19 protein-coding genes and 2 riboswitches are annotated in these 24,037 nt (G+C 64.7%); of the genes, 14 read left to right on the plus strand and 5 right to left on the minus strand.

The annotated features are described in order from the left end of the window. The first annotated feature begins 73 nt into the window (after nucleotides 1–73). A riboswitch (cobalamin riboswitch) is annotated at nucleotides 74–282 on the plus strand. Nucleotides 283–390: 108 nt separating this feature from the next. The 7 genes from E8E78_RS08035 to E8E78_RS08065 all read left to right on the plus strand — a co-directional run bounded on the left by E8E78_RS08035 (nucleotide 391) and on the right by E8E78_RS08065 (nucleotide 8,804). Further along, complete coding sequence (locus E8E78_RS08035) at nucleotides 391–2,517, plus strand: TonB-dependent receptor (protein WP_049275296.1); 2,127 nt, start codon at nucleotides 391–393, stop codon at nucleotides 2,515–2,517. A gap of 186 nt (nucleotides 2,518–2,703) precedes the next feature. Further along, nucleotides 2,704–3,870 carry a DUF1624 domain-containing protein gene (locus tag E8E78_RS08040; RefSeq protein ID WP_049275292.1) on the plus strand — a complete coding sequence of 389 codons (1,167 nt, stop codon included), beginning with the start codon at nucleotides 2,704–2,706 and terminating at the stop codon, nucleotides 3,868–3,870. A gap of 28 nt (nucleotides 3,871–3,898) precedes the next feature. Further along, a riboswitch (cobalamin riboswitch) is annotated at nucleotides 3,899–4,097 on the plus strand. A gap of 109 nt (nucleotides 4,098–4,206) precedes the next feature. Continuing rightward, entirely contained in the window at nucleotides 4,207–5,217 is a 1,011-nt protein-coding gene (locus E8E78_RS08045) for an ABC transporter substrate-binding protein (protein ID WP_059395106.1), read from the plus strand. Then, entirely contained in the window at nucleotides 5,217–6,233 is a 1,017-nt protein-coding gene (locus E8E78_RS08050) for an iron ABC transporter permease (protein WP_016500443.1), read from the plus strand. The genes E8E78_RS08045 and E8E78_RS08050 overlap by 1 nt, the downstream gene beginning before the upstream one ends. Continuing rightward, nucleotides 6,230–7,018 carry an ABC transporter ATP-binding protein gene (locus E8E78_RS08055; protein WP_049275290.1) on the plus strand — a complete coding sequence of 263 codons (789 nt, stop codon included), beginning with the start codon at nucleotides 6,230–6,232 and terminating at the stop codon, nucleotides 7,016–7,018. The genes E8E78_RS08050 and E8E78_RS08055 overlap by 4 nt, the downstream gene beginning before the upstream one ends. A gap of 17 nt (nucleotides 7,019–7,035) precedes the next feature. Then, complete coding sequence (locus E8E78_RS08060; protein ID WP_049275289.1) at nucleotides 7,036–7,470, plus strand: pseudoazurin; 435 nt, start codon at nucleotides 7,036–7,038, stop codon at nucleotides 7,468–7,470. Further along, complete coding sequence (locus tag E8E78_RS08065) at nucleotides 7,467–8,804, plus strand: OprD family porin (protein ID WP_049275288.1); 1,338 nt, start codon at nucleotides 7,467–7,469, stop codon at nucleotides 8,802–8,804. Before E8E78_RS08060 ends, E8E78_RS08065 begins: the two co-directional genes overlap by 4 nt. 121 nt (nucleotides 8,805–8,925) lie before the next feature. On the opposite strand, the gene E8E78_RS08070 is transcribed toward E8E78_RS08065, so the two are convergent. Both E8E78_RS08070 and E8E78_RS08075 read right to left on the minus strand, forming a co-directional pair. Beyond that, complete coding sequence (locus E8E78_RS08070; protein WP_230676117.1) at nucleotides 8,926–9,240, minus strand: hypothetical protein; 315 nt, start codon at nucleotides 9,238–9,240, stop codon at nucleotides 8,926–8,928. 131 nt (nucleotides 9,241–9,371) lie between these two features. Then, nucleotides 9,372–9,869 (minus strand): GNAT family N-acetyltransferase, encoded by a 498-nt coding sequence (locus E8E78_RS08075; RefSeq protein ID WP_016500448.1) that lies wholly within the window; start codon nucleotides 9,867–9,869, stop codon nucleotides 9,372–9,374. Between the two features lie 130 nt (nucleotides 9,870–9,999). Here E8E78_RS08075 and E8E78_RS08080 point away from each other — a divergent pair, with 130 nt between their 5' ends. The 7 genes from E8E78_RS08080 (at nucleotide 10,000) to E8E78_RS08110 (ending at nucleotide 18,217) form a co-directional block, all read left to right on the plus strand. Continuing rightward, nucleotides 10,000–10,479 (plus strand): hypothetical protein, encoded by a 480-nt coding sequence (locus E8E78_RS08080; protein ID WP_016500449.1) that lies wholly within the window; start codon nucleotides 10,000–10,002, stop codon nucleotides 10,477–10,479. Between the two features lie 63 nt (nucleotides 10,480–10,542). Beyond that, on the plus strand, nucleotides 10,543–12,114 hold the full coding sequence (locus E8E78_RS08085; RefSeq protein WP_049275286.1) for a sensor domain-containing diguanylate cyclase: 1,572 nt from the start codon (nucleotides 10,543–10,545) through the stop codon (nucleotides 12,112–12,114). 128 nt (nucleotides 12,115–12,242) lie between these two features. After that, nucleotides 12,243–13,019, plus strand: coding sequence for a ParA family protein (locus E8E78_RS08090; RefSeq protein ID WP_016500451.1), 777 nt, complete (start codon nucleotides 12,243–12,245; stop codon nucleotides 13,017–13,019). A gap of 167 nt (nucleotides 13,020–13,186) precedes the next feature. Continuing rightward, nucleotides 13,187–13,597, plus strand: coding sequence for a DUF2946 family protein (locus E8E78_RS08095; protein WP_049275285.1), 411 nt, complete (start codon nucleotides 13,187–13,189; stop codon nucleotides 13,595–13,597). A gap of 68 nt (nucleotides 13,598–13,665) precedes the next feature. After that, on the plus strand, nucleotides 13,666–15,816 hold the full coding sequence (locus E8E78_RS08100; protein ID WP_049275284.1) for a TonB-dependent receptor: 2,151 nt from the start codon (nucleotides 13,666–13,668) through the stop codon (nucleotides 15,814–15,816). A 153-nt stretch (nucleotides 15,817–15,969) separates the two neighbouring features. After that, a complete protein-coding gene (locus E8E78_RS08105) occupies nucleotides 15,970–16,728 on the plus strand; it encodes a hypothetical protein (protein ID WP_049275283.1) in 759 nt (252 codons plus the stop codon). A 151-nt stretch (nucleotides 16,729–16,879) separates the two neighbouring features. Next, entirely contained in the window at nucleotides 16,880–18,217 is a 1,338-nt protein-coding gene (locus E8E78_RS08110) for an MFS transporter (protein WP_049275282.1), read from the plus strand. A gap of 114 nt (nucleotides 18,218–18,331) precedes the next feature. Here E8E78_RS08110 and E8E78_RS08115 read toward each other — a convergent pair whose 3' ends face one another. The 3 genes from E8E78_RS08115 to E8E78_RS08125 are packed head-to-tail and all read right to left on the minus strand — an operon-like array spanning nucleotide 18,332 to nucleotide 23,955. After that, the gene (locus tag E8E78_RS08115) at nucleotides 18,332–21,478 is read right to left on the minus strand and encodes a CusA/CzcA family heavy metal efflux RND transporter (protein ID WP_049275281.1); all 3,147 of its coding nucleotides are present in this window, start codon (nucleotides 21,476–21,478) and stop codon (nucleotides 18,332–18,334) included. 16 nt (nucleotides 21,479–21,494) lie between these two features. After that, nucleotides 21,495–22,709, minus strand: coding sequence for an efflux RND transporter periplasmic adaptor subunit (locus E8E78_RS08120; RefSeq protein ID WP_049275280.1), 1,215 nt, complete (start codon nucleotides 22,707–22,709; stop codon nucleotides 21,495–21,497). Further along, nucleotides 22,702–23,955, minus strand: coding sequence for a TolC family protein (locus tag E8E78_RS08125; RefSeq protein WP_049275279.1), 1,254 nt, complete (start codon nucleotides 23,953–23,955; stop codon nucleotides 22,702–22,704). Before E8E78_RS08125 ends, E8E78_RS08120 begins: the two co-directional genes overlap by 8 nt. Between the last annotated feature and the right edge of the window lie 82 nt (nucleotides 23,956–24,037).

Raw genomic sequence — 24,037 nt, forward strand, 5'->3', positions numbered from 1 at the left:
ACGCGCGCAACCTTGTGTTTTATCGCGGTATTCATGGGGCGCCAACATTTGACGCCACAGCGTTTCAGTGGTCAGATGCGCGCCAGTTTCAGGTGCCCTTCGCCGCCGCGCGCAGGGTGAAACGGGAAGCCGGTGCGTCGTGGTACCCACGACAAGTCCGGCGCTGCCCCCGCAACGGTAAGCGAGCGACCCCTTCGAGATACCACTGTGCACATGCATGGGAAGGTGAAGGTGTCATGCCCCTCGCAAGCCCGGAGACCGGCCTGGAGCGTCACTTGGCAACCCGCGGTGGGCGGGCGCAGGCCGGAATCCGTGCGCGCGCCTGCCTGCATGGTTCGCCTTTGCGTGTTTTCCACCGGGATCCATTCATTCCTGCAGCAGTGGAACGACATGTCCCGTAAGTTCAAGCTTCACCCCCTGGCGGCCTGCCTGGCCGTCGCCCTGCCGGCCCTGGCCGATGACCGTGACCCACACCCCCTGGCCTTGCCCTCCACGGCCATCACCGACACCCTCGACAGCCGGGCCATCGACTTGGCCACGCCAACCCAGGCAGGCTCGCGCCTTGGCCTCAGCGCCCTGGAAACACCGGCCAGCACCAGCAGCATCAGCGCCGAGCAGATCCAGCAGCGCAACAACCTCACCGTGCAGGATGCGGTAACGCGGTCGCCGGGCATCACCTTCGTCGGCTCCCCGGGCGACGGCGGCACCGGCCTGTCCGCCCGCGGCTTTGCCGGCCACAGCTCGGTGATGACACTGTTCGACGGCGCCCGCCTGTACACCGGTGCCGGCACCCAGACGTTCCCTGTCGACCCGTGGATGGTCGAACGCATCGATGTGATTCGCGGCCCGGCTTCGGTACTGCATGGCGAAGGCGCCACCGGCGCGGTGATCAACGTGATCCCGAAAAAACCGTTTGCCGGTGAGGTGCGCAACCACCTGCGCCTGGGCTACGGCTCGTGGGACCGCCAGCAGCTGGGCCTGGACAGCGGCGGCAGCCTCAGCGAGCGCCTGAGCTATCGCCTCACCCTCAACCAGCAGGCCGGCAACGGCTGGGTCGACCGCACCACTTCGCGCAGCCTGGCCTTGAGTGCCGCGCTGCGTTTCGATGCCAGTGACAACCTCAGCTTTACCCTTGCCCACGACCGTGGCGATGCAGAGCCTGCCAACTACTACGGCACCCCGCTGATCGACGGGCACTACCGCAGCAGCCTGCGCAAGAAAAACTACAACGTGCAGAACGACGTGCAGCACTACGTCGATGAGTGGACCCGGCTGACCACCGACTGGACGTTGAACGACCACGTCAGCGCCAGCAACCAGCTGTACTACATCAAGAGCCGCCGCCACTGGCGCAACGCCGAAGACTACAGCTGGGACGCCGAGCGCCAGCAATTGCAGCGCGGCAGCTACCTGGAAATCAAGCACAACCAGGAACAGTTCGGCGACCGCCAGACCTTCACCTTTGACCACAGCGTGTTCGGCCTGGCCAGCAAGACCGTGGTCGGCGCGGAATACAACAAGGTCCGCTTCAACGTCGACAGCAATGCGCCCTACAACGATGTGGGCGGCGACTACATCGACCCGTGGCAACCAGAACCGGGCTGGTTTCACAGCGCCTCGCCGCTGCGCCCGCAAACCTTGTCCAGCACCCACACCTTCGCCCTGTTCGCCGAAAACCGCCTGCAGCTGAGCGACCGGCTGTCGCTGGTCACCGGCGTGCGCCGCGACCAGAACCACATCGACCGCACCAACCTGACCAACGACAGCCGCAGCGACCGCAGCCTGCAAGGTGGCAACTGGCGCGCCGGGCTGGTGTTCGCCGTCACCGACGACCTGTCGCTCTACGGGCAGTACTCCACCAGCCAGGAGGGGGTCAACAACCTCATCAGCCTCAGCCCCACACAGATGCACTATGACCTGACCGAGGCGAAGCAGACCGAGGTAGGCCTCAAGCAGCGCTTCTGGGACGGCCGTGGCGAATGGACGCTTGCCGCCTACCACATCGTCAAGAAGAAACTGCTGGTGGACGACCCGATCACCCACGAGAAGCAGCAGGCGGGGCAGCAGACGTCCGATGGCCTTGAGGCCACCCTGGAACTGGCCCTGGCGCATCAGTGGCAGGTATCGGCCAACGCGTCGCTGGTGCGCGCCAGGTATGACGACTTCGACGAGATGGTCGGCGGCGTGGCTCAGGACCGTGCTGGCAACCGGCCGGCCAACGTGCCACGGCGTACTGCCAACCTGTGGTTGAGCAAAGGCTTCGGCCAGCAGGTAGAGGCCGGCATTGGTGCGCGCTACGTAGATGAGCGTTATGCCGATACCGCCAATACCCAGAGCGCCCCCGGGTATACCGTGGTCGATGCCAACATCGCCTGGCAGGTGCTGCCGGATGTGAAGTTGGGCTTGCAGTTGAACAACCTGTTTGATCGTGAATATGTGCAGTCGGCGTTCAGTGGGCAGCAGTGGTTGATGGGGATGCCGCGGTCGTACTTTGCGACGGTGGATTACACCTTCTGAACTGAGTTGCCTGGGCCGGCCTCTTCGCAGCACAAGGCTGCTCCTAGTAAGTCACCACCGACCGGTAGGAGCAGCCTTGCGCTGCGAAGAGGCCGGCCCAGGCAACACAAAAAACTCTACCAACCTCTAATAAATTAGTTATAAGATAACATTTCACATGACACTCATTCCTATCAGCGACCCTCCATGACAAGCGCCAGCGCCACGCCCTCCCTGATCACCCAGCGCCTGCAGAGCATCGATGCCCTGCGCGGCCTGGTGATTCTGTTCATGCTTCTGGACCACGTCCGCGAAACGTTCTTCCTGCACCGACAGGTCAGCGACCCGATGACCATCGACGCCACAGAGCCTTCGCTGTTCTTCAGCCGCACCCTGGCCCACCTGTGCGCGCCAGTGTTCGTCCTGCTGACCGGCCTGTCGGCCTGGCTGTATGGCGAAAAACACCAGGGCCGTGGCGATGTTTCGGCGTTCCTGTTCAAGCGGGGGCTGTTCCTGGTGGTGCTGGAGTTCACTCTGGTCAACTTCGCCTGGACCTTCCAGCTGCCCCCCAGCGTCATCTACCTGCAAGTCATCTGGGCCATCGGCGTCAGCATGATCGCCCTGTCGCTGCTCGTATGGCTGCCACGTGCGGCCCTGCTCGCCCTGGGCGCAGTCATCGTTGCCGGTCACAACCTGCTCGACGGCCTGCACTTTGGCGTGGAGTCCGCCCTGCACGTGCCATGGGCCATCCTGCACGACCGTGGCTGGCTTGAATTTTCCGAAAACCTGCGCCTGCGCACGTCTTACCCGGTGCTGCCATGGATCGGCGTCATCGCCCTGGGCTATGGCCTGGGCCCCTGGTTCGCCCCTGGCAGCACAGCCGGCCAACGCCAGCAGCGCCTGCTGCTGGCTGGGCTGACTGCGTTGCTGGGCTTTGTCGTGTTGCGCCTGTTCAACGGCTATGGCGAGGCGCCGTGGAGCGGTTACCCTACTCTCACCCAAACCGTGATGAGCTTCTTCAACATCACCAAATACCCGCCGTCACTGCTGTTCTTGGCCCTGACCCTGGGCTGCGGCCTGCTTTTGCTGCGCGCCTTCGAACGCGCCGGCCAGGCCCGGTGGATCAGCGCGCTGGCAGTGTTTGGCGCAGCACCGATGTTCTTCTACCTGTTGCACCTGTACGTGCTGAAACTGCTGTACCTGGCCTGCGTGGCGGTGTTCGGCCTCAACCATGGCGACTATTTCGGTTTCGACAGCATCACGGCGGTGTGGCTGGGTGCAGCGGCGCTGGCGGTTTCGCTGTACCTGCCGGTGCGCGGGTTCGCCCGCCTGAAAGCGCGCCGCCGCGACATCACCTGGCTGAAGTACTTCTGAAAAGCGTTTTCACCCGGCGGCGCGATGGTCTACCATGCGGGCCGCCGGTTTCCACCACGGAATTAATAGGGAATCCCAGGCCCGTCAATACGGGCCAAACGGAACTGCCCCCGCAACTGTAGGTGCCGAGCCTGCTCCATCGATGCCACTGGGCCACGCGCCCGGGAAGGCCGGAGCCGGGCCATGACGCACCAGTCAGGAGACCTGCCGGCCTACATTTACCAACCGGCGGGGTGTCCGGGATTGGCCATCAGTGTTGCCCCTGCCATCGGCGGGGCTCGGCGATGCCTGTCCGTGCGTTCCTCACCCGAACTGTCCGATAGGAGATCGCCCAGCATGCTGCCCCGTTTCGCCACCCTGCTCGCCGGCCTTGGCCTCACTGGCCTGGCCCAGGCCGCTGCCACCCACTACCCGCTGACGGTCGAGAACTGCGGCAAACCGCAAACCTTCGCCCAGGCGCCGCAGCGCGCCGTCACCATCGGCCAGGCCGGCACCGAGATGCTCTACGCACTCGGGCTGGGCGACAAGCTGGCGGGCACCTCGCTGTGGTTCAACAACGTGCTGCCCGAGTACCAGGCGCAGAACGACAAGGTGCCGCGCCTGGCCGACAATGACCCCAGCTTCGAGGCCGTGGTCGGCAAGCGCCCACAACTGGTGACGGTGCAGTTCGAATGGATGGTCGGCGCCCAGGGTGTGGTGGGCACCCGCGAGCAGTTCGATGAACTGAAGATCCCCACTTACCTGCTGCCGTCGGACTGCGAGGGCAAGGACAACCTGGTCGGCGCCGACGGCACCCGCCTGCAGGCGTTCCAGGTCAGCAGCATCTACAAGAGCGTCAGCCAGCTGGCCGAGATCTTTGACGTGCAGGACCGCGGCACTGCGTTGAACGCCGAGCTGAAAGGCCGCCTGGACAGCGCCAAGGCACAACTGGCCGGCAAGGACCTGTCCACCACTTCGGCACTGTTCTGGTTCTCCAGCGCCGACCTCGACATCGACCCTTACGTGGCGGGTCGTCAAGGTGTCGCTGACTTCATGCTGCGCACGTTGGGCGTGCGCAATGTGGTCGAGTCCACCGAGGAGTGGCCGACCGTAGGCTGGGAAACCCTGGCCAAGGCCAACCCCACCTGGCTGATCATCGCCCGCATGGACCGCCGCCGCTTCCCCGCCGACGACTACCAGAAAAAGCTGGAATTCCTGCGCAACGACCCGGTAACCCGCAACATGGACGCGGTGAAGCACAAACGCATCATCGTCCTCGACGCCGACGCCATGCAGGCCGGCATCCGCCTGTTCCGTGGCCTGCAAACCTTGTCGGCAGCCTTCGCCAGCGGTAAAGCGGCCCAGTGATGATTCGCCTGTTACCCTGCATCGCAATCGCCTTGGCGGCACTATTGGCCGCCTTGCTGGCCGGCACTGCCATCGGTGAGACCAACCTGTCACCCAGCGTGGTCGGCCAGGTGCTGGCCAACCACCTGTGGCAGGCCGGCTACCCGGTTGACCCGATCGACGCCGGCATCGTCTGGAACTACCGCCTGACCCGCACCCTGGTCGCTGCAGCCTGCGGCGCCGGCCTGGCCACCTGCGGTGTGGTGCTCCAGGCGCTGCTGCGCAACCCGCTGGCCGAGCCGTACCTGCTGGGCTTGTCGGCCGGCGCCTCGACCGGTGCAGTGCTGGTCGGCCTGCTGGGCCTGGGTAGCCTGGCGCTGAGCATGTCCGGTGGCGCCTTCATCGGTGCGCTGGCTGCGTTCGCCCTGGTGCTGCTACTGGCCCGCGCGGCCGGCCCAGGCAGCAACAACGCGCAGGTGATCCTCGCCGGCATCGCCGGCTCGCAACTGTTCACCGCCCTCACCGCTTTTCTCATCACCAAGTCGGCCACCGCCGAACAGGCACGCGGCATCCTGTTCTGGCTACTGGGCAATCTCAGCGGCGTGCGTTGGCCTTCCGTGTGGCTGGCTGTGCCGGTGGCGCTGTTCGGCCTGGTGGTGTGCCTGTTGCACCGCCGCGCGCTGGACGCCTTCACCTTCGGAGCCGATTCGGCTGCATCGCTGGGCATCCCGGTGCGGCGCACCCAGTTACTGCTGATCAGTTGCACGGCACTGGTCACGGCGGTGATGGTGTCCATCGTCGGCGCCATCGGCTTTGTCGGGCTGGTAATCCCGCATGCCCTGCGCCTGCTGCTCGGCCCCGGGCACAGCCGCCTTTTGCCCGCCAGCGCACTGGGCGGCGCACTGTTCCTGATTGCCGCCGACGTACTTTCGCGCACCTTGATTACAGGCCAGGTGATTCCCGTGGGCGTGGTAACCGCACTGATCGGTGCACCGGTGTTCGCACTGATTCTGGTCAGCCGCCGAGGGCACTCATGACGGTCATGATCGCTGCACAGCTTGCGCCACTGAGCTGCCAGGGCCTGGGGCTGCAACTGGCCGGCAATAACGTGCTGCGCGATATTGACCTGCACGTTGTGGCAGGTGAAACCCTGGGCATTGTCGGCCCCAACGGCTCCGGCAAATCCTCACTGCTCAAGCTGCTGGCCGGGCTGCGCAAGCCGGCCAGCGGCAACGTGCAACTGCTGGGCAAACCGCTGGCACAGCTGCCCCGCCGCCGTGTTGCACAGGCCCTGGCGCTGGTTGAGCAACAGGCTGACACCCTCGATGCAATCAGTGTGTTCGATGCCGTTGCCTTGGGCCGTACGCCTTGGTTGTCGGCACTGGCACCGTTCTCTGGGGAGGACCGTGCCATCGTCGAGCAGGCCCTGGCTGACCTCGACGCCCTGCACCTGCGCACACGCCTGTGGGGTTCGCTGTCGGGTGGCGAGCGCCAGCGCGTGCACATCGCCCGCGCCTTGGCGCAACGGCCACAGGTACTGTTGCTGGACGAGCCGACCAACCACCTGGACATTCAGCACCAGCTAAGCCTGCTGCAGCAAGTTCAAGCCTTGCCGGTCACCACGCTGGTGGCCTTGCACGACCTCAACCAGGCACTCACCTGCGACCGCGTCGCGGTGCTCGACAAGGGCAACCTGGTCGCCCTTGGCAAACCGTTCGACGTCCTCACGCCCGAGCGCCTGCTGTGCACCTTCGGCGTACATGCCCGCTACCTCACCGACCCCTTCGATGGCGCGCGCATCCTGCGTTTTCGCGCCCCTTGAACCAGGAAGTTCTACTGATGCTGTTGCGCCCTGTTGCCCTGCTGCTTGTCAGCGCCCTGCTTGCCCCCGCCGCACTGGCCGAGGTGCATGAAGTGAAAATGCTCAACCGCGGCAGCGAAGGCGCCATGGTGTATGAGCCGGATCACCTGCGCATTGCCCCCGGCGACACCGTGCGCTTTCTGCCCACCCAGAGCGGGCACAATGCGGCCAGCGTGCCCGGCCTGCTGCCCACAGGCGCCGAACCCTTCAAGAGCAAACTGAACCAGCCTTTCGAGCAAACCTTCAGCGTGCCGGGCGTATATGGCATCCAGTGCATTCCGCACCTGGCGATGGGCATGGTGATGTTGATCCAGGTGGGTGATGCGCCGGCTGCCGAATTGCCAGCCAGCTTGCCTGCACGGGCGCAAGCCCGCTTCGCGGCCCAGTTGCAGAAGCTTGAGGCCGCGCGATGAACCGGCTGTTGTTAGCGTTGCCGTTGCTGGGGTTGTCGCCCTTGGCCCTGGCCGACTCCGCGCAGTCGCAAAGCAGCGGTTTTGTCGAAGACAGCAGCTGGAATACCCTCAACCGCAGCGTATTCGACCAACGCGACTACAAGCACGGTGGGCGCAACAGTGCCGCGCGCAATGCCTACAAACCGCGCAGCGAACGTAATGGCAAGGCCGAGGAATGGGCCTACGGTTTGATGGGGACCTTTCAGTCCGGCTTCACCCAGGGCCTGATCGGTGTTGGCGTCGATGCCCATGCCTACCTGGGCGTGCAACTCGACAGTGGCGGCGGGCGCGCGGGCAAAGCGCGCCTGCTGGGGGTGGATAACGATGGGCACCCGAAAAACGAATACAGCCGTGCAGGGGCAGCGCTGAAGTTGCGGGCGTCCAATACCGTGCTCTCCTATGGCGAGCAACGGGTCAAGACCCCGGTATTCAGCTCTTCCGACAGCCGCCTGCTGCCCGAGACCGCTACAGGGTTCTTCCTCACCAGCAACGAGTTCGACACGCTCAAGCTGCTGGCCGGGCACTTCAACGAAAGCACCGACCGCAATGCCTCCAGCCACGACAAGGGCTTCGTGGTGAACTACTCCAACGGCAAGCAGGGCAACAGTTTCGACCTGGCCGGTGTGGTCTGGAACCCCGGCGCAGCGTTCAGTGGCAGCCTGTATACCTCGCGCTACGAAGACAGCTGGAACCAGCACTACCTGGGCAGTACCCTCAGCCATGCGCTGGATGACCGACGCAGCATCAGCCTGGACCTCAACCTGTACCGCACCACAGACACTGGCAAGGCGCTGTCCGGGCGCATCGACAACACCACCTGGAGCCTGGTCTCGCGCTACAGCCAGGGGCCGCACGGTTTCAGCCTTGGCTGGCAGCAGGTCGACGGCAACACCCCGTTCGACTACGTGACGCGAGGGGCAATCTTCATTGCCAACGCCGTGCAGATGTCGGACTTCAACGCCCCGAACGAGAAGTCCTGGCAGGCACGCTATGACCTGAACATGGGGGCCTATGGGGTGCCGGGGTTGAACCTCACGGCGCTGTACGTGAGGGGGTTCGATATCGACGGCACACATGTCGACCCCAATGGCGGGTATGCGTACCTGGGGTATGGCAAGGGTGGCAAGCATTGGGAGCGCGACCTGGAGGCGCGGTATGTGGTGCAGAGCGGCAAGGCCAAGGGGACGACGTTCTCGGTGAGGCATAACGTGCACCGGGGGAACACGGCGCAGGCTGAGCTGGACGGGGACCAGATACGGTTGGCGGTGGAGTGGCCGTTGTCCGGGGGGTTCTGATGGATCGAGTTGCCTGATGGAGCCGGGGGCTGCTTTGCAGCCCATCGCGGCGCAAGGCCGCTCTACAGGGATCGCGAAAAGCCCGGACTGCGCGACACCTGTAGGAGCGGCCCAGGCTCGATCAGGCGAGCGAGCTACCCGCAGGCAACAACCCCCACTCCGCCCGCTGTTGTTCATTCATCGCGACCAGCACCTCGGCAAACGCCCGTTGCAGCTCTGAACTGACGTAGCCAAACTCCTTGTAATTGGTCAGCAGATACCGCTTCACCACCCTCGGCCAACGGCGTTCCTTGTGCGCCGCATTTATAATCCCCTTGGCGTCATGGTAGGTCGCCCCCCGCCACAGTCCTATCAGCCTTTGTTCAAAATCCGCAAAGGTCCACCGGTCAATACGCTCTTCAAATTCGTCCAGCAGCTTGAGTTTGTACAGGGCCATGTATGGCATCGTGAGTCTCCCTCGGGTGCAGTGAGCAAGCCGTGCACTGGGGAAGGTAAGCAAGCCGGGCCGGTTTTGAAATGAACGCGTCGATCACGCCAAAAGCTCCGCTGTAGGCGCTTTCCCACAGGTCAGGGCAGTCGCAAGTGCATGTGCGTGGTCTGCCAGACCGGGTCTTGCTCCACATCCACCACCGCGAACCCTTGCCGCTCCCAGAACGCAATGGCACCCGGCAGAAACGGATGCGTATGCAGGTACAGGCAGCCGATGCCTGCCTGCTCCGCCCGCTCGCGCAACGCGCCGAACAACGCGGCAGCCAGGCCATGCCGGCGGTAGGCCGGCAGCACGAACAGGCGTACCACTTCGACTACCCGCTCAGCGTGGTAATCAAGCTGGGCAAAGCGGTGGTCATAGGGCACGTAGCCGATCACCGCGACCAGCCGCCCGTCATCACGGGCCTCAAGAAAGCATCCCGCGCCGTCCAGGTAGGTGTCGGCAAAATGCGCAAGGTCGTGCGGCAATGGCGCCTTCGCAAGCATCGGGAAGAGCTCGCGGCGAGCGTTATCGACAAACGCAACGACTTCGGCAATGGCGACGCGCGCCACAGGTTGCAGGGTCCAGTTCGGCATGGGGCTGCTGGCAGTGGTTGGAGGGCACGGTTCTACCGCAGCGCGCCGTTCAAGGCAAATCACAAAGCTCGTCGTGGCCAGGCGGACATCGGTATAATCGGCAGTCTTCACTGCCCGACCAGGCCACGCCATGCCTCGCTTCCAGAAGTTGCTGTTGCCCCTGCTGCTGACTGCCGCCCTCACCGCCTGCGACCAGAAGCCCTCCCGCGAAGATCAGATCCTCGCCCAGCTGCCGCTGCAGGATGCCTACACCCATAACATCGAGCGCATGGCCACGCTGCTGGGCCGCACTCACCCGCAGCTGTCGCAGGCCACCATCCAGGATGTACTGCGCAAGTACCTGACCGTCGAGGACCAGCGCCAGGACCTGTTCCGGCTGTACAGCGAAAAGAACTTCAGCGACGCCGAATTTGCCACCATCGTTGCCGCCACCCAGGACCCCGCCAAGGCCAGGGCGCTGGAAGACACCGAAGCCGGCAAGCGCCTGAGCGAAAAACTCACCGCGCTGATGCGCGAAACCGCCCGCGACGTCAAGGTGCAAGCGCTGGTGGAGCGGCGCATGCAGCAGGTGGAAGACGAGCTGAACGCACTGGACAGGCCCGGTTCCTGAACGCGGCGCCCCATCCCCCTAGCGCGAAAGGTCGTCGCTACTTTCAATTACCCGAGGTCAGGATTGCCACACGCCAAGCACGGATTGCGCCTGGATCTACGCACACTCATTCTGGTGCTCTGCGCCCTCACCGCCCTGGTCATGCTGTGCGCCAGCTATTTCGCCAGCTACCGGGTGCAGCGCCAGCTGCTGATCGACCACGCCCTGGAAGCCAACCGGGTGTATGCGATGAAGCTGGCCAGCATCACCGAAACCTTCATCGGCAACGCCCAGCAGCAGTTGGCCTTCAGCGCCGGCTTACAAGGCCGGCAGCTGGGCGATGCCGCTGCGCTGCAGGTGGAGACCGACCGTGTACTGGGCCAGGGCATGGCCTTCAACTCCACCTTCGTGATCGATGCCAACGGCGTGCTGCTGGCAGTATCCCCTGCCCCGCTACGGCACCTGGTCGGCAGTCACGTACAGTCGCCCGGCGCTCAGGAAGCATTGCAAGAACGCCGCCCGCTGGTTTCCACACCCTACCTTTCGGCGGCCGACAACCTGGTGGTGGCGCTGTCGCAACCCGTTTTCGACAGCAACGGTCGCTACATGGGGTATGTCGGTGGCAGCCTGTACCTGCGTGAACGCAACATTCTCAACAGCTTGCTGGGCGAACATTTCTACAAGGACGGTTCGTACCTGTATGTGGTCGACCGCAACCGCCGCCTGCTGTATCACCCCGATAGCGAACGGGTCGGCACAGTGGTGGAGGGCAATGCGCTGATCGACCAGCTGGCGACCCTAAACAACGGTACCCGCCAACTGACCAACAGCCAGGGTGTGGAAATGCTCGCCGGGTTTGCCACTGTACCCAGCGCCGGCTGGGGGGTGGTGGCGCAGCAACCGCTGACGCAGACGGTGATGCCACTGAACCACCTGATCCTCAACGTGGTGGGCACTTCTGCGCCCCTGGCGCTGGTGGGCTGCCTGCTGCTGTGGTGGCTGGCCATGACCATCGCCCGGCCGCTGTGGCAACTGGCTGCCGGTGCCCGAGCGATGGACCGTGCTGGCACCGCCGAGCGCTTGCATCGCGTTCGGGCCTGGTACTTCGAGGCAGCCGAACTCAAGCGCGCCCTGTTGATCGGGCTGAACCTGCTGCAGGAGCGCATCGGCCGGCTAAACCGTGACGCCCAGACCGACCCGCTGACCGGCCTGGGCAACCGCCGCAGCCTGGAATTCAGCCTGTCATTGCTGGAAGCCGAAGGCCGGGCCTTTGCGGCCATCGTGCTGGACATCGACCATTTCAAACAGGTCAATGACAACCATGGGCACGAGGTCGGCGACCAAGTGCTGCGCCGCCTGGCAGAGCTGATGCGCCGCTGCTGCCGCGAGGGCGACCTGCTGTGCCGCACCGGCGGCGAGGAATTCTTGATGCTGCTGCCGGGGGCCAGCCTGGACGTGGCCGCCGTGGTGGCCGAGCGGCTGCGGATCACGGTGCAGGATACGCCCGTGCAGCCGGTGGGCGCGGTGACGGTTTCGCTGGGGGTGGCACGCTGGGATGGCGAGGCTGGCAGCGGGCCCATGGACGCATTGAGCGAGGCGGACCGGGCGCTTTACCAGGCCAAGCAGGAGGGGCGTAACCGGGTAGCTATTGCCTGAACCGGCCTCTGCGCAGTTACAGCCAACGATGAAAGTGATTGTTGTAACAATCCTTGTCATAAAACTGTCTTGTTCCGGTCATAGGATTGACCCCAACCTGACATTTTCATTTCATGGATGAGCGTCTCATGCGTCGTGTGGTTTTCAATCAGAAAGGTGGCGTCGGCAAGTCAAGCATCGCCTGCAACCTCGCCGCTGCCAGTGCCGCCGAGGGGTATCGGACCTTGCTGGTCGACCTCGACCCGCAGGCCAATGCCACTTACTACCTGACCGGCCTGGTCAACGACGCCATTCCTGCCGGCATCGCCGACTTCTTCCGCCAGACCCTGTCACCGGTCACGGCGGCCGGCAAGAAGCACCGGGTAGCGATCACCGAAACCCGCTACAGCAACCTGCACCTGGTCACCGCCAGCCCCGACCTCAGCGACCTGCAAAGCAAGCTGGAGAGCAAGTTCAAGATCAACAAGCTGCGCAAGTTGCTGGTGGAACTGGGCGAGGATTACGAGCGGATCTACATCGACACCCCGCCGGCGCTCAATTTCTACACCTTCAGCGCGCTTGTCGCGGCAGAGCGCCTGCTGATCCCGTTCGACTGCGACAGCTTCTCGCGTCAGGCCCTGCACAGTGTCATGGCCGAGGTCGAGGAACTGCGCCAGGACCACAACCCGGCGCTGCAGGTAGAAGGTGTGGTGGTCAACCAGTTCGCCGGGCGCACCGCCCTGCACCAGACCCTGGTCGACCAGTTGCGCAGCGAAGGCCTGCCGGTGCTGCCGGTGTACCTGAGCAATTCGATCAAGATGCGTGAATCGCACCAGGCGTCAGTGCCGTTGGTGCACCTGGCGCCTCGGCACAAGCTGGCGCTGGAGTTTGTCGATTTGCTGGATGTGCTGGAGCGGGCGGCCTGATAGACCCTGGGGGCGCTCTGCGCCCCTATCGCGACACAAGGCCCCTCCCACAGGAGATCGCGGTTGCCTGTGCGAGCGGCTTTGTGGCGATAGGGCTGCAACGCAGCCCCAAAAACTTGCAGTAAAAGCACTACCCGACCGTTCATCCGGATGGTAGATTCGCCGCCATGAAAACCACCCGGCACACTCGCACGCTGACTGCATGGACGCTCTACGCCAGCGTCCTGTTCAGTCTGTTGCTGTGCGGCCTGCACCACGGTCAGATGGGTGGCCTGCGCCTGGCCGGCCTGGAAGGCGGCTTCTGCTCGGTCAACAGCGAACATGGCGTGGCCATCGACCTGGACGGTGCCGGCGGTGACCAGCACATGGCCCAGCTCGACTGCCCGGTGTGCTCCTCGTTTGGCCTGGCCGTACCGCTCAGCAGCGGTGGCTGGTCGTTCACCCCGGCGCAAGTCGTGGCCACCTCGCCCATCGTCGTGCGCAGCTGGGCACAACCGCCGCCGCGCTACCAACGCCCCGCCCTCAACCCCCGCGCCTCCCCCACAGTCTCCCCCGCAGCCGTACTTCATTTCGCCTGACTTCAGCCGGGCGCGCCTTTGCGCGCGTTCGCCGTCAGCCATGACCTTTGCGTGGAAGACACACAAACATGCTTCGCAAGACCTCCCTGGTGCTCCTCATGGGCACCTGCAGCTTTGCCTGCGCTGAAACCGCCCCTGTCGAACTCGGCGCCACCACCATCGACGGCGAACGCGACGCCGCCAGCGGCGTGCAGCTGGACGAGCCGATCCGGACCGGTTCGCGCCTTGGCCTGACCGCGCGGGAAACGCCCGCCTCGGTCAGCGTCTCGGACCGCCGCCTGATCGAAGAACGCGGCGCCAAAGACAGCCAGGACGTGGTCAACGCCATGACCGGCGTCAACGCCTCCGCCAACCCGGGCTTTGGCGGCTTCGTCGCCTATCGCGGCTTTACCCAGAACCAGGTCACCCAGTTGTACAACGGCATCAACCTGGGCTACAGCAGCGCCACCCGGCCAGTGGACGCCTGGGTACTCGACCGCGTCGAGCTGATTGGAGGGCCGTCTTCGTTTCTGCATGGCGCGGGCGCAGTGGGCGGCTCGATCAACTACATCACCAAGCTCGCCAGCCGCGACCAGCAGATCATTGACGGGCGTATCCGCTATGGCAGTTTCGACGACAGCGAGGTGGCGTTCGGTATCAACCAGGCGCTGGCCAGCAACCCCGCCGATGCCCACCATTTCGCGCGGCTGGACTTCAGCCGCGGGCATGGCAACGGCTTCGTCGACCGCAACGAACGGCACACCAACAGCCTGGCCTTTTCGCTGCTCAGCGACCTGGCACCCAACCTCACCCACACCCTGGCGCTGGAGTATCAGGAAGACCGCGAAGACAGCCCCTACTGGGGCTCACCGATCCTGCCCGGGCGCAGCACGATGAAGATCGACAACAGCCGCCGCTTCGAAAACTACAACGTAGCCGACGGCCGCTATGAGCAACGGGTGCGCTGGCTACGCTCGATCCTCGACTACCAGATCAGCGACAGCACCAGCGTGCAGAACACCCTGTACCACTACAACGCCCAGCGCGATTACCGCAACCTTGAACGCTACGCCTATACCAGCGATGGCCAGGTGCAGCGCAGCAGCCCTTACCTGCAGCGCCACGACCAGAACCTGCTGGGCGACCGCATCGAGCTGCGCCACGATAACCAGCTGCTCGGCCTGGCCAGCCAATGGTCGCTGGGGCTGGAGTACTCGCGCATGCGCCAGACCCTCTACCCCACCTCCAGCAGCTGGAGCGACGTGGTCGACGCCGAGCAGTTCGACCCCGGCAGCTTCGATGACATCCCCGGGGTGAATGCCGGCCTGACCAAGCAACGCCACCACGAGGTCATCAACCGCGCAGTGTTCGCCGAAAACCGCTTGCAGCTGACCGAGCGCCTGGCTTTGCTGACCGCCCTGCGCTACGACTACCTGGACATGGAAGTGACCAACTACGGCGCGGTAACGCCCACCTCGCCGGCCTATTTCGAACGACGCTGGGAACCGCTGTCCGGGCGCATCGGCCTGACCTATGCGTTGACACCTTCGGCCAGCGTGTACGTGCAGTACAGCTCTTCGGCCGATTTACCGGCCGGTTCGCTGGCAGCGGCGACCTACTCCAACGTCGGGCTGTTCGACCTGTCCAAGGGCGAGCAGTGGGAAGTGGGCAGCAAGTTCGACTTCCTCGACGGGCGCGGTGCGGCCACGCTGGCGCTGTACCAGATCGTGCGCAAGGACTTTGCCGTGCGCGACTCGAACGACGCCAACCTAACAGTCCAGGCCGGGCAGCAGACCTCACGCGGCGTCGAACTGTCCGGGCGCTTGCAGGTAACGCCGAAACTGCTGGCCGAGGCCAACTATGCCTATGTCGATGCGCAGTACGATGAGTTCAACGAGGCGGTCAACGGCATATCGGTTTCACGCAAGGGCAATGCACCGACCAACGTGCCGGCCAACGTCGCCAACCTGTGGCTGACCTACAGCCTGTCGCCGGCATGGTCGGTGGGCGCGGACGGGCGCTACGTGGGCTCGGTGTATGCCGACAACGCCAACAGCCTCAAGGCCCCGGCCTACACCCTGTTCGGCGCGTTCGCCCGCTACCGGCTGGATGAACACACCACGCTGACCGGGCGGGTGCGCAACCTGACCGATGAGGTATATGCCAAGCAGGCCTACAACAGCCAGTACTACATGGGGCCGCCGCGCACTTTCGAGCTGGCGCTGGACATGCGCTTCTGATGTGAAGGGCGGTATCGGCCATGGCGCCGATACCGCAAAACCATACCTTTCCTACACGAAAAGCACACAAAACCCTCAATCATTTTGAGTGATAATATTCGTTCTCATTACCACTGGCATGAAGGCCGGCTCAATCACATCAAGGAAGTTTCTGTGTTCAGATCGTTGTCTCCGGCACTCGTGGCTACCGCACTCATCGCCTTGGCAGGTTGCCAAAGCCGGCCTGCCTCCGAGGCGGACAAGCAGGCGCGCCAGACATTCGTCAGCGACATGCAACAAGCCCTGAAGCTGGGCATCGCGACAGCAGACACAGACAAGCAGATCGGCGTGGTCATGCTGGATGTCAAACTCGACCAGCATTCCGCGCCCGTCAGTTGCAAAGCCAGCAAGGCACCGATCAAGTATGAAACCGTGCTGCCTGCCGATCTGCCCCGCTCGGACTTCAAGGCGTTGGCCAGCGTAGTCGAGGCGCAATGCTGGAAGACCATCTACCCCGTGGTGCCCAAGTCGCTGCGCGACGAAGACGGTACGGTGGAAGTACGTGCGCCCCTGTTCGTGGTGCTGCCCGCTGCGGCCCAGGCGCCTGAAACGGCGCGGCGCAAGGCCAATGCACAACGTGAGTTTTTCTGGCAGCACCTGTTCCGCGACCTGCCGGTAGACAGCATCGGCAGGGCCTCGCTCTACTATGATGCGAATGCGCAGGGCAAGGTCCAAGGCTGCCTGGTGCAGATCTATCCCCACCCGAACCGGCCGGATGACTTTCGTCTCGATGGCAATTTGCAGGCCGAAGTCAACAGCCGCTGCATGGCGCTTGACCTGAGCAAGCTACCAGGCTTCAGCGCCGACGAGCACGGCCGGGCCAAGGGTTACAGTGAAATGGAATACGCCCCCTGGAAGGTGGGCCGGCTGTAAACCGCAACAGCGGTTGAATCAGGTATCCCGAGGTCGCCCTCGACAAAGCACCGGCCTGCGCCCGGTTATCTACTGGCAAGCACAACAATGATGGCGCGGCCCGACCGTGCCACTTTCATCATGGCTGCCAATGGAACCGGAGAGCACCCGCATGTCCGCACCTCATGAGGTATCCCCCGCCACCCTGCGCAGGGTGATCGCAGCCTCGGCCATCGGCAATTTCGTCGAATGGTTCGACTTCGCCGTGTATGGCTTTCTCGCCACCCTGATCGCCAGCCAGTTCTTTGCCAGCGAAGACGCCAGCGTGGCTTTGCTCAAGACGTTTGCGGTGTTCGCCGTGGCCTTCGCCCTTCGCCCGCTGGGCGGCATCGTGTTCGGCGCGCTGGGCGACCGCCTGGGGCGCAAGCGCATCCTGTCGCTGACCATCCTCTTGATGGCCGGCTCCACCACCCTGATCGGCCTGCTGCCGACCTACGCCAGCATCGGCCTGGCAGCCCCCGTGCTGCTGACCCTGGCGCGCTGCCTGCAGGGGTTTTCTGCCGGTGGCGAGTACGCGGGGGCCTGCGCCTACATGATGGAGCACGCGCCCAACGACAGGCGTGCCTTCTACGGCAGCTTCGTGCCGGTCTCGACCTTTTCCGCCTTCGCCTGCGCCGCCGTGATCGCCTATGGGCTGGAAGCCAGCCTGTCGGCCGAGGCGATGAATGCCTGGGGCTGGCGCGTTCCGTTCCTGATCGCCGCACCGCTGGGGTTGGTTGGCCTCTACCTGCGCTGGCGCATGGAGGAAACACCGGCATTTCGCGAAGCCCTCGCCCAGGGCAAGGAGCATGAGCATTCGCCGCTCAAACACACCCTGCGTCACCATGGCCGGGTCATTCGCAACCTGGGGGCTTTCATCTCGCTGACCGCGCTGTCGTTCTATATGTTCACCACCTACTTCGCCACCTACCTGCAACTGGTGGGCAACCTGACCCGCGCGCAGTCGCTGCTGGTAACCACCGTGGCGCTGCTGTTCGCCGCTGTCGGCTGCCCGCTGGCCGGGGCATTCTCGGACCGGGTGGGGCGGCGCAAGACCATTGGCTTTACCTGCCTGTGGGTGATGCTGTGCGTGTTCCCGGCGTACTGGCTGGCCAGCTCGGGCTCGATGTCCGGCGCACTGCTGGGGGTGATCCTGCTGGCGGTAGGGGCCTTGTGCAGTGGCGTGGTGACCGCAGCGTTGCTGTCGGAGAGCTTCCCCACCCGCACCCGCTATACCGCTTCGGCGATTACCTACAACGTGGCCTATACCCTTTTTGGCGGTACCGCGCCGCTGGTGGCGACCTGGCTGATCGGGCAGACCGGCAGCAGCCTGGCACCGGCGTTTTACCTGGTGGTGATTGCGCTGGTGGCGTTGGTGGGCGGGTTGGCGTTGCCGGAGACTTCGCGGATTTCGTTGCATGATGAGGTGGGAGTGGACCGCGTGCAGCCTGGAGCTCGTAGTACCGTTTGATATCTTGGGGCTGCTTTGCAGCCCATCGCGACACAAGGCCGCTCCCACAGGTAAATGTGCAATCCTGTGGGAGCGGCCTTGTGTCGCGATGGGCCGCAAAGCGGCCCCAAGATATCAGCCCTCCTGCGCCTCTTCGCGCCGATACGCCCACTGATACAACGCCGGCAACACCAGCAACGTCAACGCGGTAGAAGACAAGATCCCGCCGATCACCACCGTCGCCAACGGCCGCTGCACCTCAGCCCCGGTCCCGGTCGCCAACGCCATGGGAATGAACCCCAGCGAAGCCACCAGCGCCGTCATCAGCACCGGCCGCAAGCGCGTCAGCGCGCCCTCCTCCACCGCCACCCGCAACGGGCGCCCTTCTTCGCGCAGGCTACGGATAAAGGCGATCATCACCAGCCCGTTCAGCACCGCCACCCCCGACAAGGCAATGAACCCCACGCCCGCTGAAATGGACAACGGAATATCCCGCAGCCACAGCGCCAGCACCCCGCCAGTCAGGGCAAACGGAATCCCGGTGAACACCAGCAGGCCATCCCTGAGGTTGTTGAACATCATCAGCAACAGCGCCATGACCAGCAGCAGGGCCACCGGCACCACCACCTGCAGGCGCTCGGTTGCTGATTGCAGCTGTTCGAACTGGCCACCCCAGCGTGTCCAGTAACCCGGCGGAATCTGCACCTGCTGGATCAGAGTCTGCTCGGCATCCGCCACAAACGAGCCCAGGTCACGCCCACGTACGTTGGCACTGACCACCACCACCCGCTTGCCATCCTCGCGGCTGACCTGGTTAGGCCCCAGTTGCAGGTTCAACGTGGCCACCTGCGACAGCGGGATAAAGCCGATTTGCGCAGCGCCCACTGCAGCACTGGCCGGTACCGGAATCAGCAGGCTGGAAAGCCCGTCCACATCCGTGCGCAAGGTTTCCGGCAAGCGCACCACCATGTCGAAGCGCCGGTCACCTTCATACAACGTGCCCGCGGTGCGGCCACCCACGGCAATGGCGATGGCGTCCTGCACGTCGCCCACGTTCAGGCCATGGCGCGCCGCCTTGTCGCGGTCGATGTCGATGGTCAGCACCGGCAGGCCGCTGGTCTGCTCGACCTTCACCTCGGACGCACCCGCTACCCCCTGCAGGCTGCTGGCGATCTGCGCGGCGGTGCGGTTGAGCACATCCATGTCATCACCGAACAACTTCACCGCCACATCGCTGCGCACCCCGGAAATCAGCTCGTTGAAGCGCAACTGGATCGGCTGCGACAGCTCGTGGTTGCTGCCCGGCACGCTGGCGGCAGCACGTTGTACCTCGGCGATCAGTTCGTCACGCGGCTTGCCGGGGTCTACCCACTGCTCGCGCGGGCGCAACATCACATAGGCGTCGGAGATGTTCGGTGGCATCGGGTCGGAGGCGATCTCGGCAGTACCGGTACGGGCGAACACCCGCTCCACTTCCGGCACCTGGGCGATGATCGCCTGCTCCAGGCGCTGCTGCATGTCCACCGACTGCGACAGGCTGGTACCCGGTACGCGCAGGGCCTGCAAGGCAAAGTCGCCCTCGCTGAGGCTGGGGATGAACTCGCTGCCCATGCGGCTGGCCATGACCCCGGACAGCACCACCAAGCTAGCCGCGGCGGCAAACGCCAGCTTGCGCCGGCCCAGCACCCAGGCCAGCACCGGGGCATAGCGCTGACGCGCCGTGCGCATCACCAGGCCTTCCTCCTCCTTGACCTTGCCGGTGACGAACAGGGCGATGGCCGCCGGCACGAACGTGACCGAAAGGATCATGGCGCCGAGCAGGGCCATGACCACGGTAAAGGCCATGGGGTGGAACATCTTGCCCTCGACCCCGGTCAGGGCAAAGATCGGCAGGTACACCACCATGATGATCAACTGCCCGTAGATCAGTGGCCGACGCGCCTCGCGGGCGGCGGCGAACACTTCATGGAAGCGCTCGCTGCGGGTCAGCATGCGGCCGTGGCGTTGCTGTGCATGGGCCAGGCGGCGGATGGCGTTTTCCACGATAACCACGGCGCCGTCGACGATGATGCCAAAGTCCAGCGCCCCCAGGCTCATCAGGTTGGCGCTGACCTTGTTGCTGAACATGCCGGTGAAGGTGAACAGCATCGACAGCGGGATGACCATGGCGGTGATCAGTGCGGCGCGGATGTTGCCCAGGAACAGGAACAGCACGGCGATGACCAGAATCGCGCCTTCGATCAGGTTCTTCTTCACCGTGGCGATGGCTTTTTCCACCAGGTTGGTGCGGTCATACACGGTCACCGCTACCACACCCTTGGGCAGGTTGCGGTTGATCTCGACCAGTTTGGCGGCAACGGCCTGGGACACTGTGCGGCTGTTCTCGCCAACCAGCATGAATACCGTGCCCAGCACCACTTCCCGACCGTTTTCGGTGGCCGCGCCTGAGCGCAGTTCTTCGCCCAGGCCAACCTCGGCCACATGGCTGACGCGAATCGGCGTGCCATCAACACTGGAAATGACGATATTGGCGATGTCTTCGGCCGAGGTCACCTGGCCCGGTGCCCGGATCAGCAACTGCTCGCCATTGCGTTCGATGTAACCGGCGCCAACGTTACCGTTGTTACGCTCCAGGGCCGCGATCAGGTCGTTGAGGGTGAGCTTGTAGGCCGCCAGCCGCTTGGGCTCCGGTGCAATCAGGTACTGCTTGGCATGGCCACCGATGCTGTTCACTTCGGCCACCCCGGGCACATTGCGCAACTGCGGCTTGATGATCCAGTCCTGGATCACCCGCAGGTCGGTCAGGGTGTACGGGGTGCCATCCTCCTTGAGTGCGCCCTGTTCGGCCTCCACGGTCCACAGGAAGATTTCGCCCAGCCCGGTGGAGATCGGCCCCATGCCCGCTTCCATGCCTTCGGGCAATTGCTCACGGGCCACTTGCAGGCGCTCGTTGACCAACTGGCGGGCGAAGAACAGGTCGGTGCCATCATCGAAAATCACCGTGACCTGCGACAGGCCCGAACGCGACAGCGAGCGGGTCTGCTTCAGCCCTGGCAGGCCGGCCATGGCGGTCTCGATGGCGAAGGTGATGCGCTGCTCGGTCTCCAGCGGCGAGTAGCCAGGCGCGGCAGTGTTGATCTGCACCTGGACGTTGGTGATGTCCGGTACAGCGTCGATCGGCAGTTTCTGGTAGCTGTGGATACCCACCGCGGCCATCAGGACCACGGCCAGCATCACCACCAGGCGCTGCTCGATGGCAAATTGGATCAGGCGTTCGAACATGCAGGCGTCCCCGTGATCAATGGCTATGCTCGGCCGAGCCCTTGCCCAGTTCCGACTTGAGGACAAAGCTGCCGGCGGCGGCCACCTGGGTACCGGCCGCCAGGCCGCTGGTAATTTCCACATGGCCGGCGTCGCGGCGGCCGGCCTTCACCGGGCGGGCTTCGAAGCCTTCCTCGGTGCGGGCAAACACAACAGTCTGTTCTTCCCAGGTTTGCAGGGCGCTCTCCGGCACCACAACGGCGGCATTGAAGCGCTCGACGCTGACCGCGATATTGACGAACAGCCCGGGGCGCCAGGCGCCGTTGGGGTTGGCCAGGGTGGCGCGGACCGTGGCGGCGCGGTTCTGCTCGCCGAGCAGGCTGCCGACGTAATTGACCTTGCCTTCGACCTGAGCGCCCAGGTCCGGTGCGCTGACCGTGACATTGCGGCCGGTCACCACCTTGTCCAGGTCACGCGGGGCCACGGCGAAGGTGGCCCAGACCCGGCTCAGGTCAGACAAGGTAAACGCGTTACTGGTCTCGTCGACCACCTCGCCCACAGTCAGGTGCTTTTCCACCACGACTGCATCGAACGGTGCGCGCAGCTCATAGCGGTTGCCAGCGCCGGCCGGGCCTACGGCGGCGACCTTCTGCCGGGCGTTGGCCAAGGCAATCTCGGCCTCCTGCAGTACCTGGCGCGCCTGCAGGTAATCCTGCTCGGCGCTGATGCGTTCCTGCCACAGCTGCTGTTCGCGCTGGAAGGTCAGGCGCGCCAGCTCAAGGCGGCGCTGGGCGGCCTGTTGCTCGCTGCGCAGGTCGGAAATCTGCTGGCTGGCGATCACCGCCAGTACCTGGCCGCGCTTCACCGCCTGGCCCAGTTCGGCTTGCACCGCCTCGACCACGCCGGGTACACGCGGCACCACGTGAGCAGTGCGGTCTTCGTCGAAGCGGATTTCCCCCGGGAAGCTGAAGGCGGTGCCCAACTCACGAGGGCCGGCGGCAGCCAGCTGCACGCCGGCGGCCTCGATCTGGGCGATGGACAGGTGCAACTGGCCCTCTTCTTCGCCGTGCCCTTCCTCGGCATGGCCTTCGGCCGCCTTCTCGGAACCATGGCCGTGGCTGTCTTCGCCATGGTCGTCGTGCCGGGCCTGCGCATTCGACGCCTGGCCGAGGTTGCCGGTCCAGGCCAGCCCGCCCAGGCCGAGCGCGGCGATGGCGGCGACCAGAAGGGCTACTTTGCGTGGGTTAGTCATTGTTGCTCCTGCTGTTCAAGGGGGTGCTCAGGTCATCGAGGTCGCCATAGATCCGCTCGACCTGCGCCCGCGCGTCGGTGGCCGCAGCCAAAGCTTCCAGGTACAGCCCGCGGGCCTCGATCAGCGTGCGCTGGGCGTCGAGTACATCGAGGAACGCGAACTTGCCCATTTCAAAACCTCGGGTGGCGGTGTCCACGGCCTGTTGCGCAGAGGGCAGGATGGTGCGGTCGTAGGCATCCACCTCCTGCATCGCCGTGTGCCACTGGCTGACGGCGCTGCGGGTTTCGCTACGCAGGCGCAGCTCCACGGCGTTACGCAAGTCACGCGCCTGGTCGGCACGGCGTGCAGCCGCCAGCACGTTGCCCTGGTTGCGGTCGAACAGTGGCAATGGCATGGACAGGCCAACTACATTCACCCGCTCGCGGTCCTCCCGGCTGTACTGGCTACCGAGGCTGACGGTGAGGTTGGGAATACGCTGAGCCTTTTCCGACCCCAGCGACGCGTCGCCGCGCTCGACCTGGGCAGCAGCCAGACGCCATTCGACCGTTTGCTCGACACGGTCGAGCAAGGCGTCGGCACTGGGCGCCACGCCAGGCGAAAGGTTAGCGGCCTGCAACAGGTCGAAGCTTGCCAGCGGGCTACCGGTCAGGCGTGCCAGAGCCTGGTAGGCCACACTGCGCTGGGTCTGCGCGCGGCGCACTTCAGCCTGGGCCTGGGCCAGTTGCACCTGGGCACGGGTGGCCTCCACGGGCGAGGACTGGCCAGCGGTCACCCGTCCCTGTACCACGCGCAGCCCGCGCTCGGTCAATGCCTGTGATTGCTGCGCCAGCTCCAGCGCAGTCTGCGCGCGCAAGGCGGCGTGAAACGCCTGCACCACATCGGCACGCAGGCCATTGCGCTGGCGCTCCAGGCCAAGCTGGGCAATGGCCTGGCCGGTACCGGCCACGGCAATCCGTGCGCCACGCTTGCCGCCCAGCTCCAGCGGCTGGCTGAGGGTGACGGTGGTGGTGCTGGTGTCGCGGCGGGTGTCCTCGACCTCCCAGGAGAGCTCTGGGTTGGGGAGCAACCCGGCCTGGCGCCGCTCGCCGTCGGCAATGCCGATTTCCCGGCCGGCTGCGGCCAGCTCCGGGTTTTGCGCAAAGGCGGCGGCGAGCGCCTGGTGCAGGCTCAGGCTCTGACTGGCCTGGGCGCTGGTGGCACTGGCCAGCAACAGGCAGAGCAAGGCGATCTTGCGGGGGATGGGCACGAACAAATCCTCGTCGACGCGTGTAGGCGAGGGACTTTAGAAAGCCGTGCTTATCGGGGCGGTGGCGGGAAAATTACAATTC

Source organism: Pseudomonas sp. BN505 (genome assembly GCF_029873175.1).
Taxonomy (GTDB): Bacteria; Pseudomonadota; Gammaproteobacteria; order Pseudomonadales; family Pseudomonadaceae; genus Aquipseudomonas; species Aquipseudomonas putida.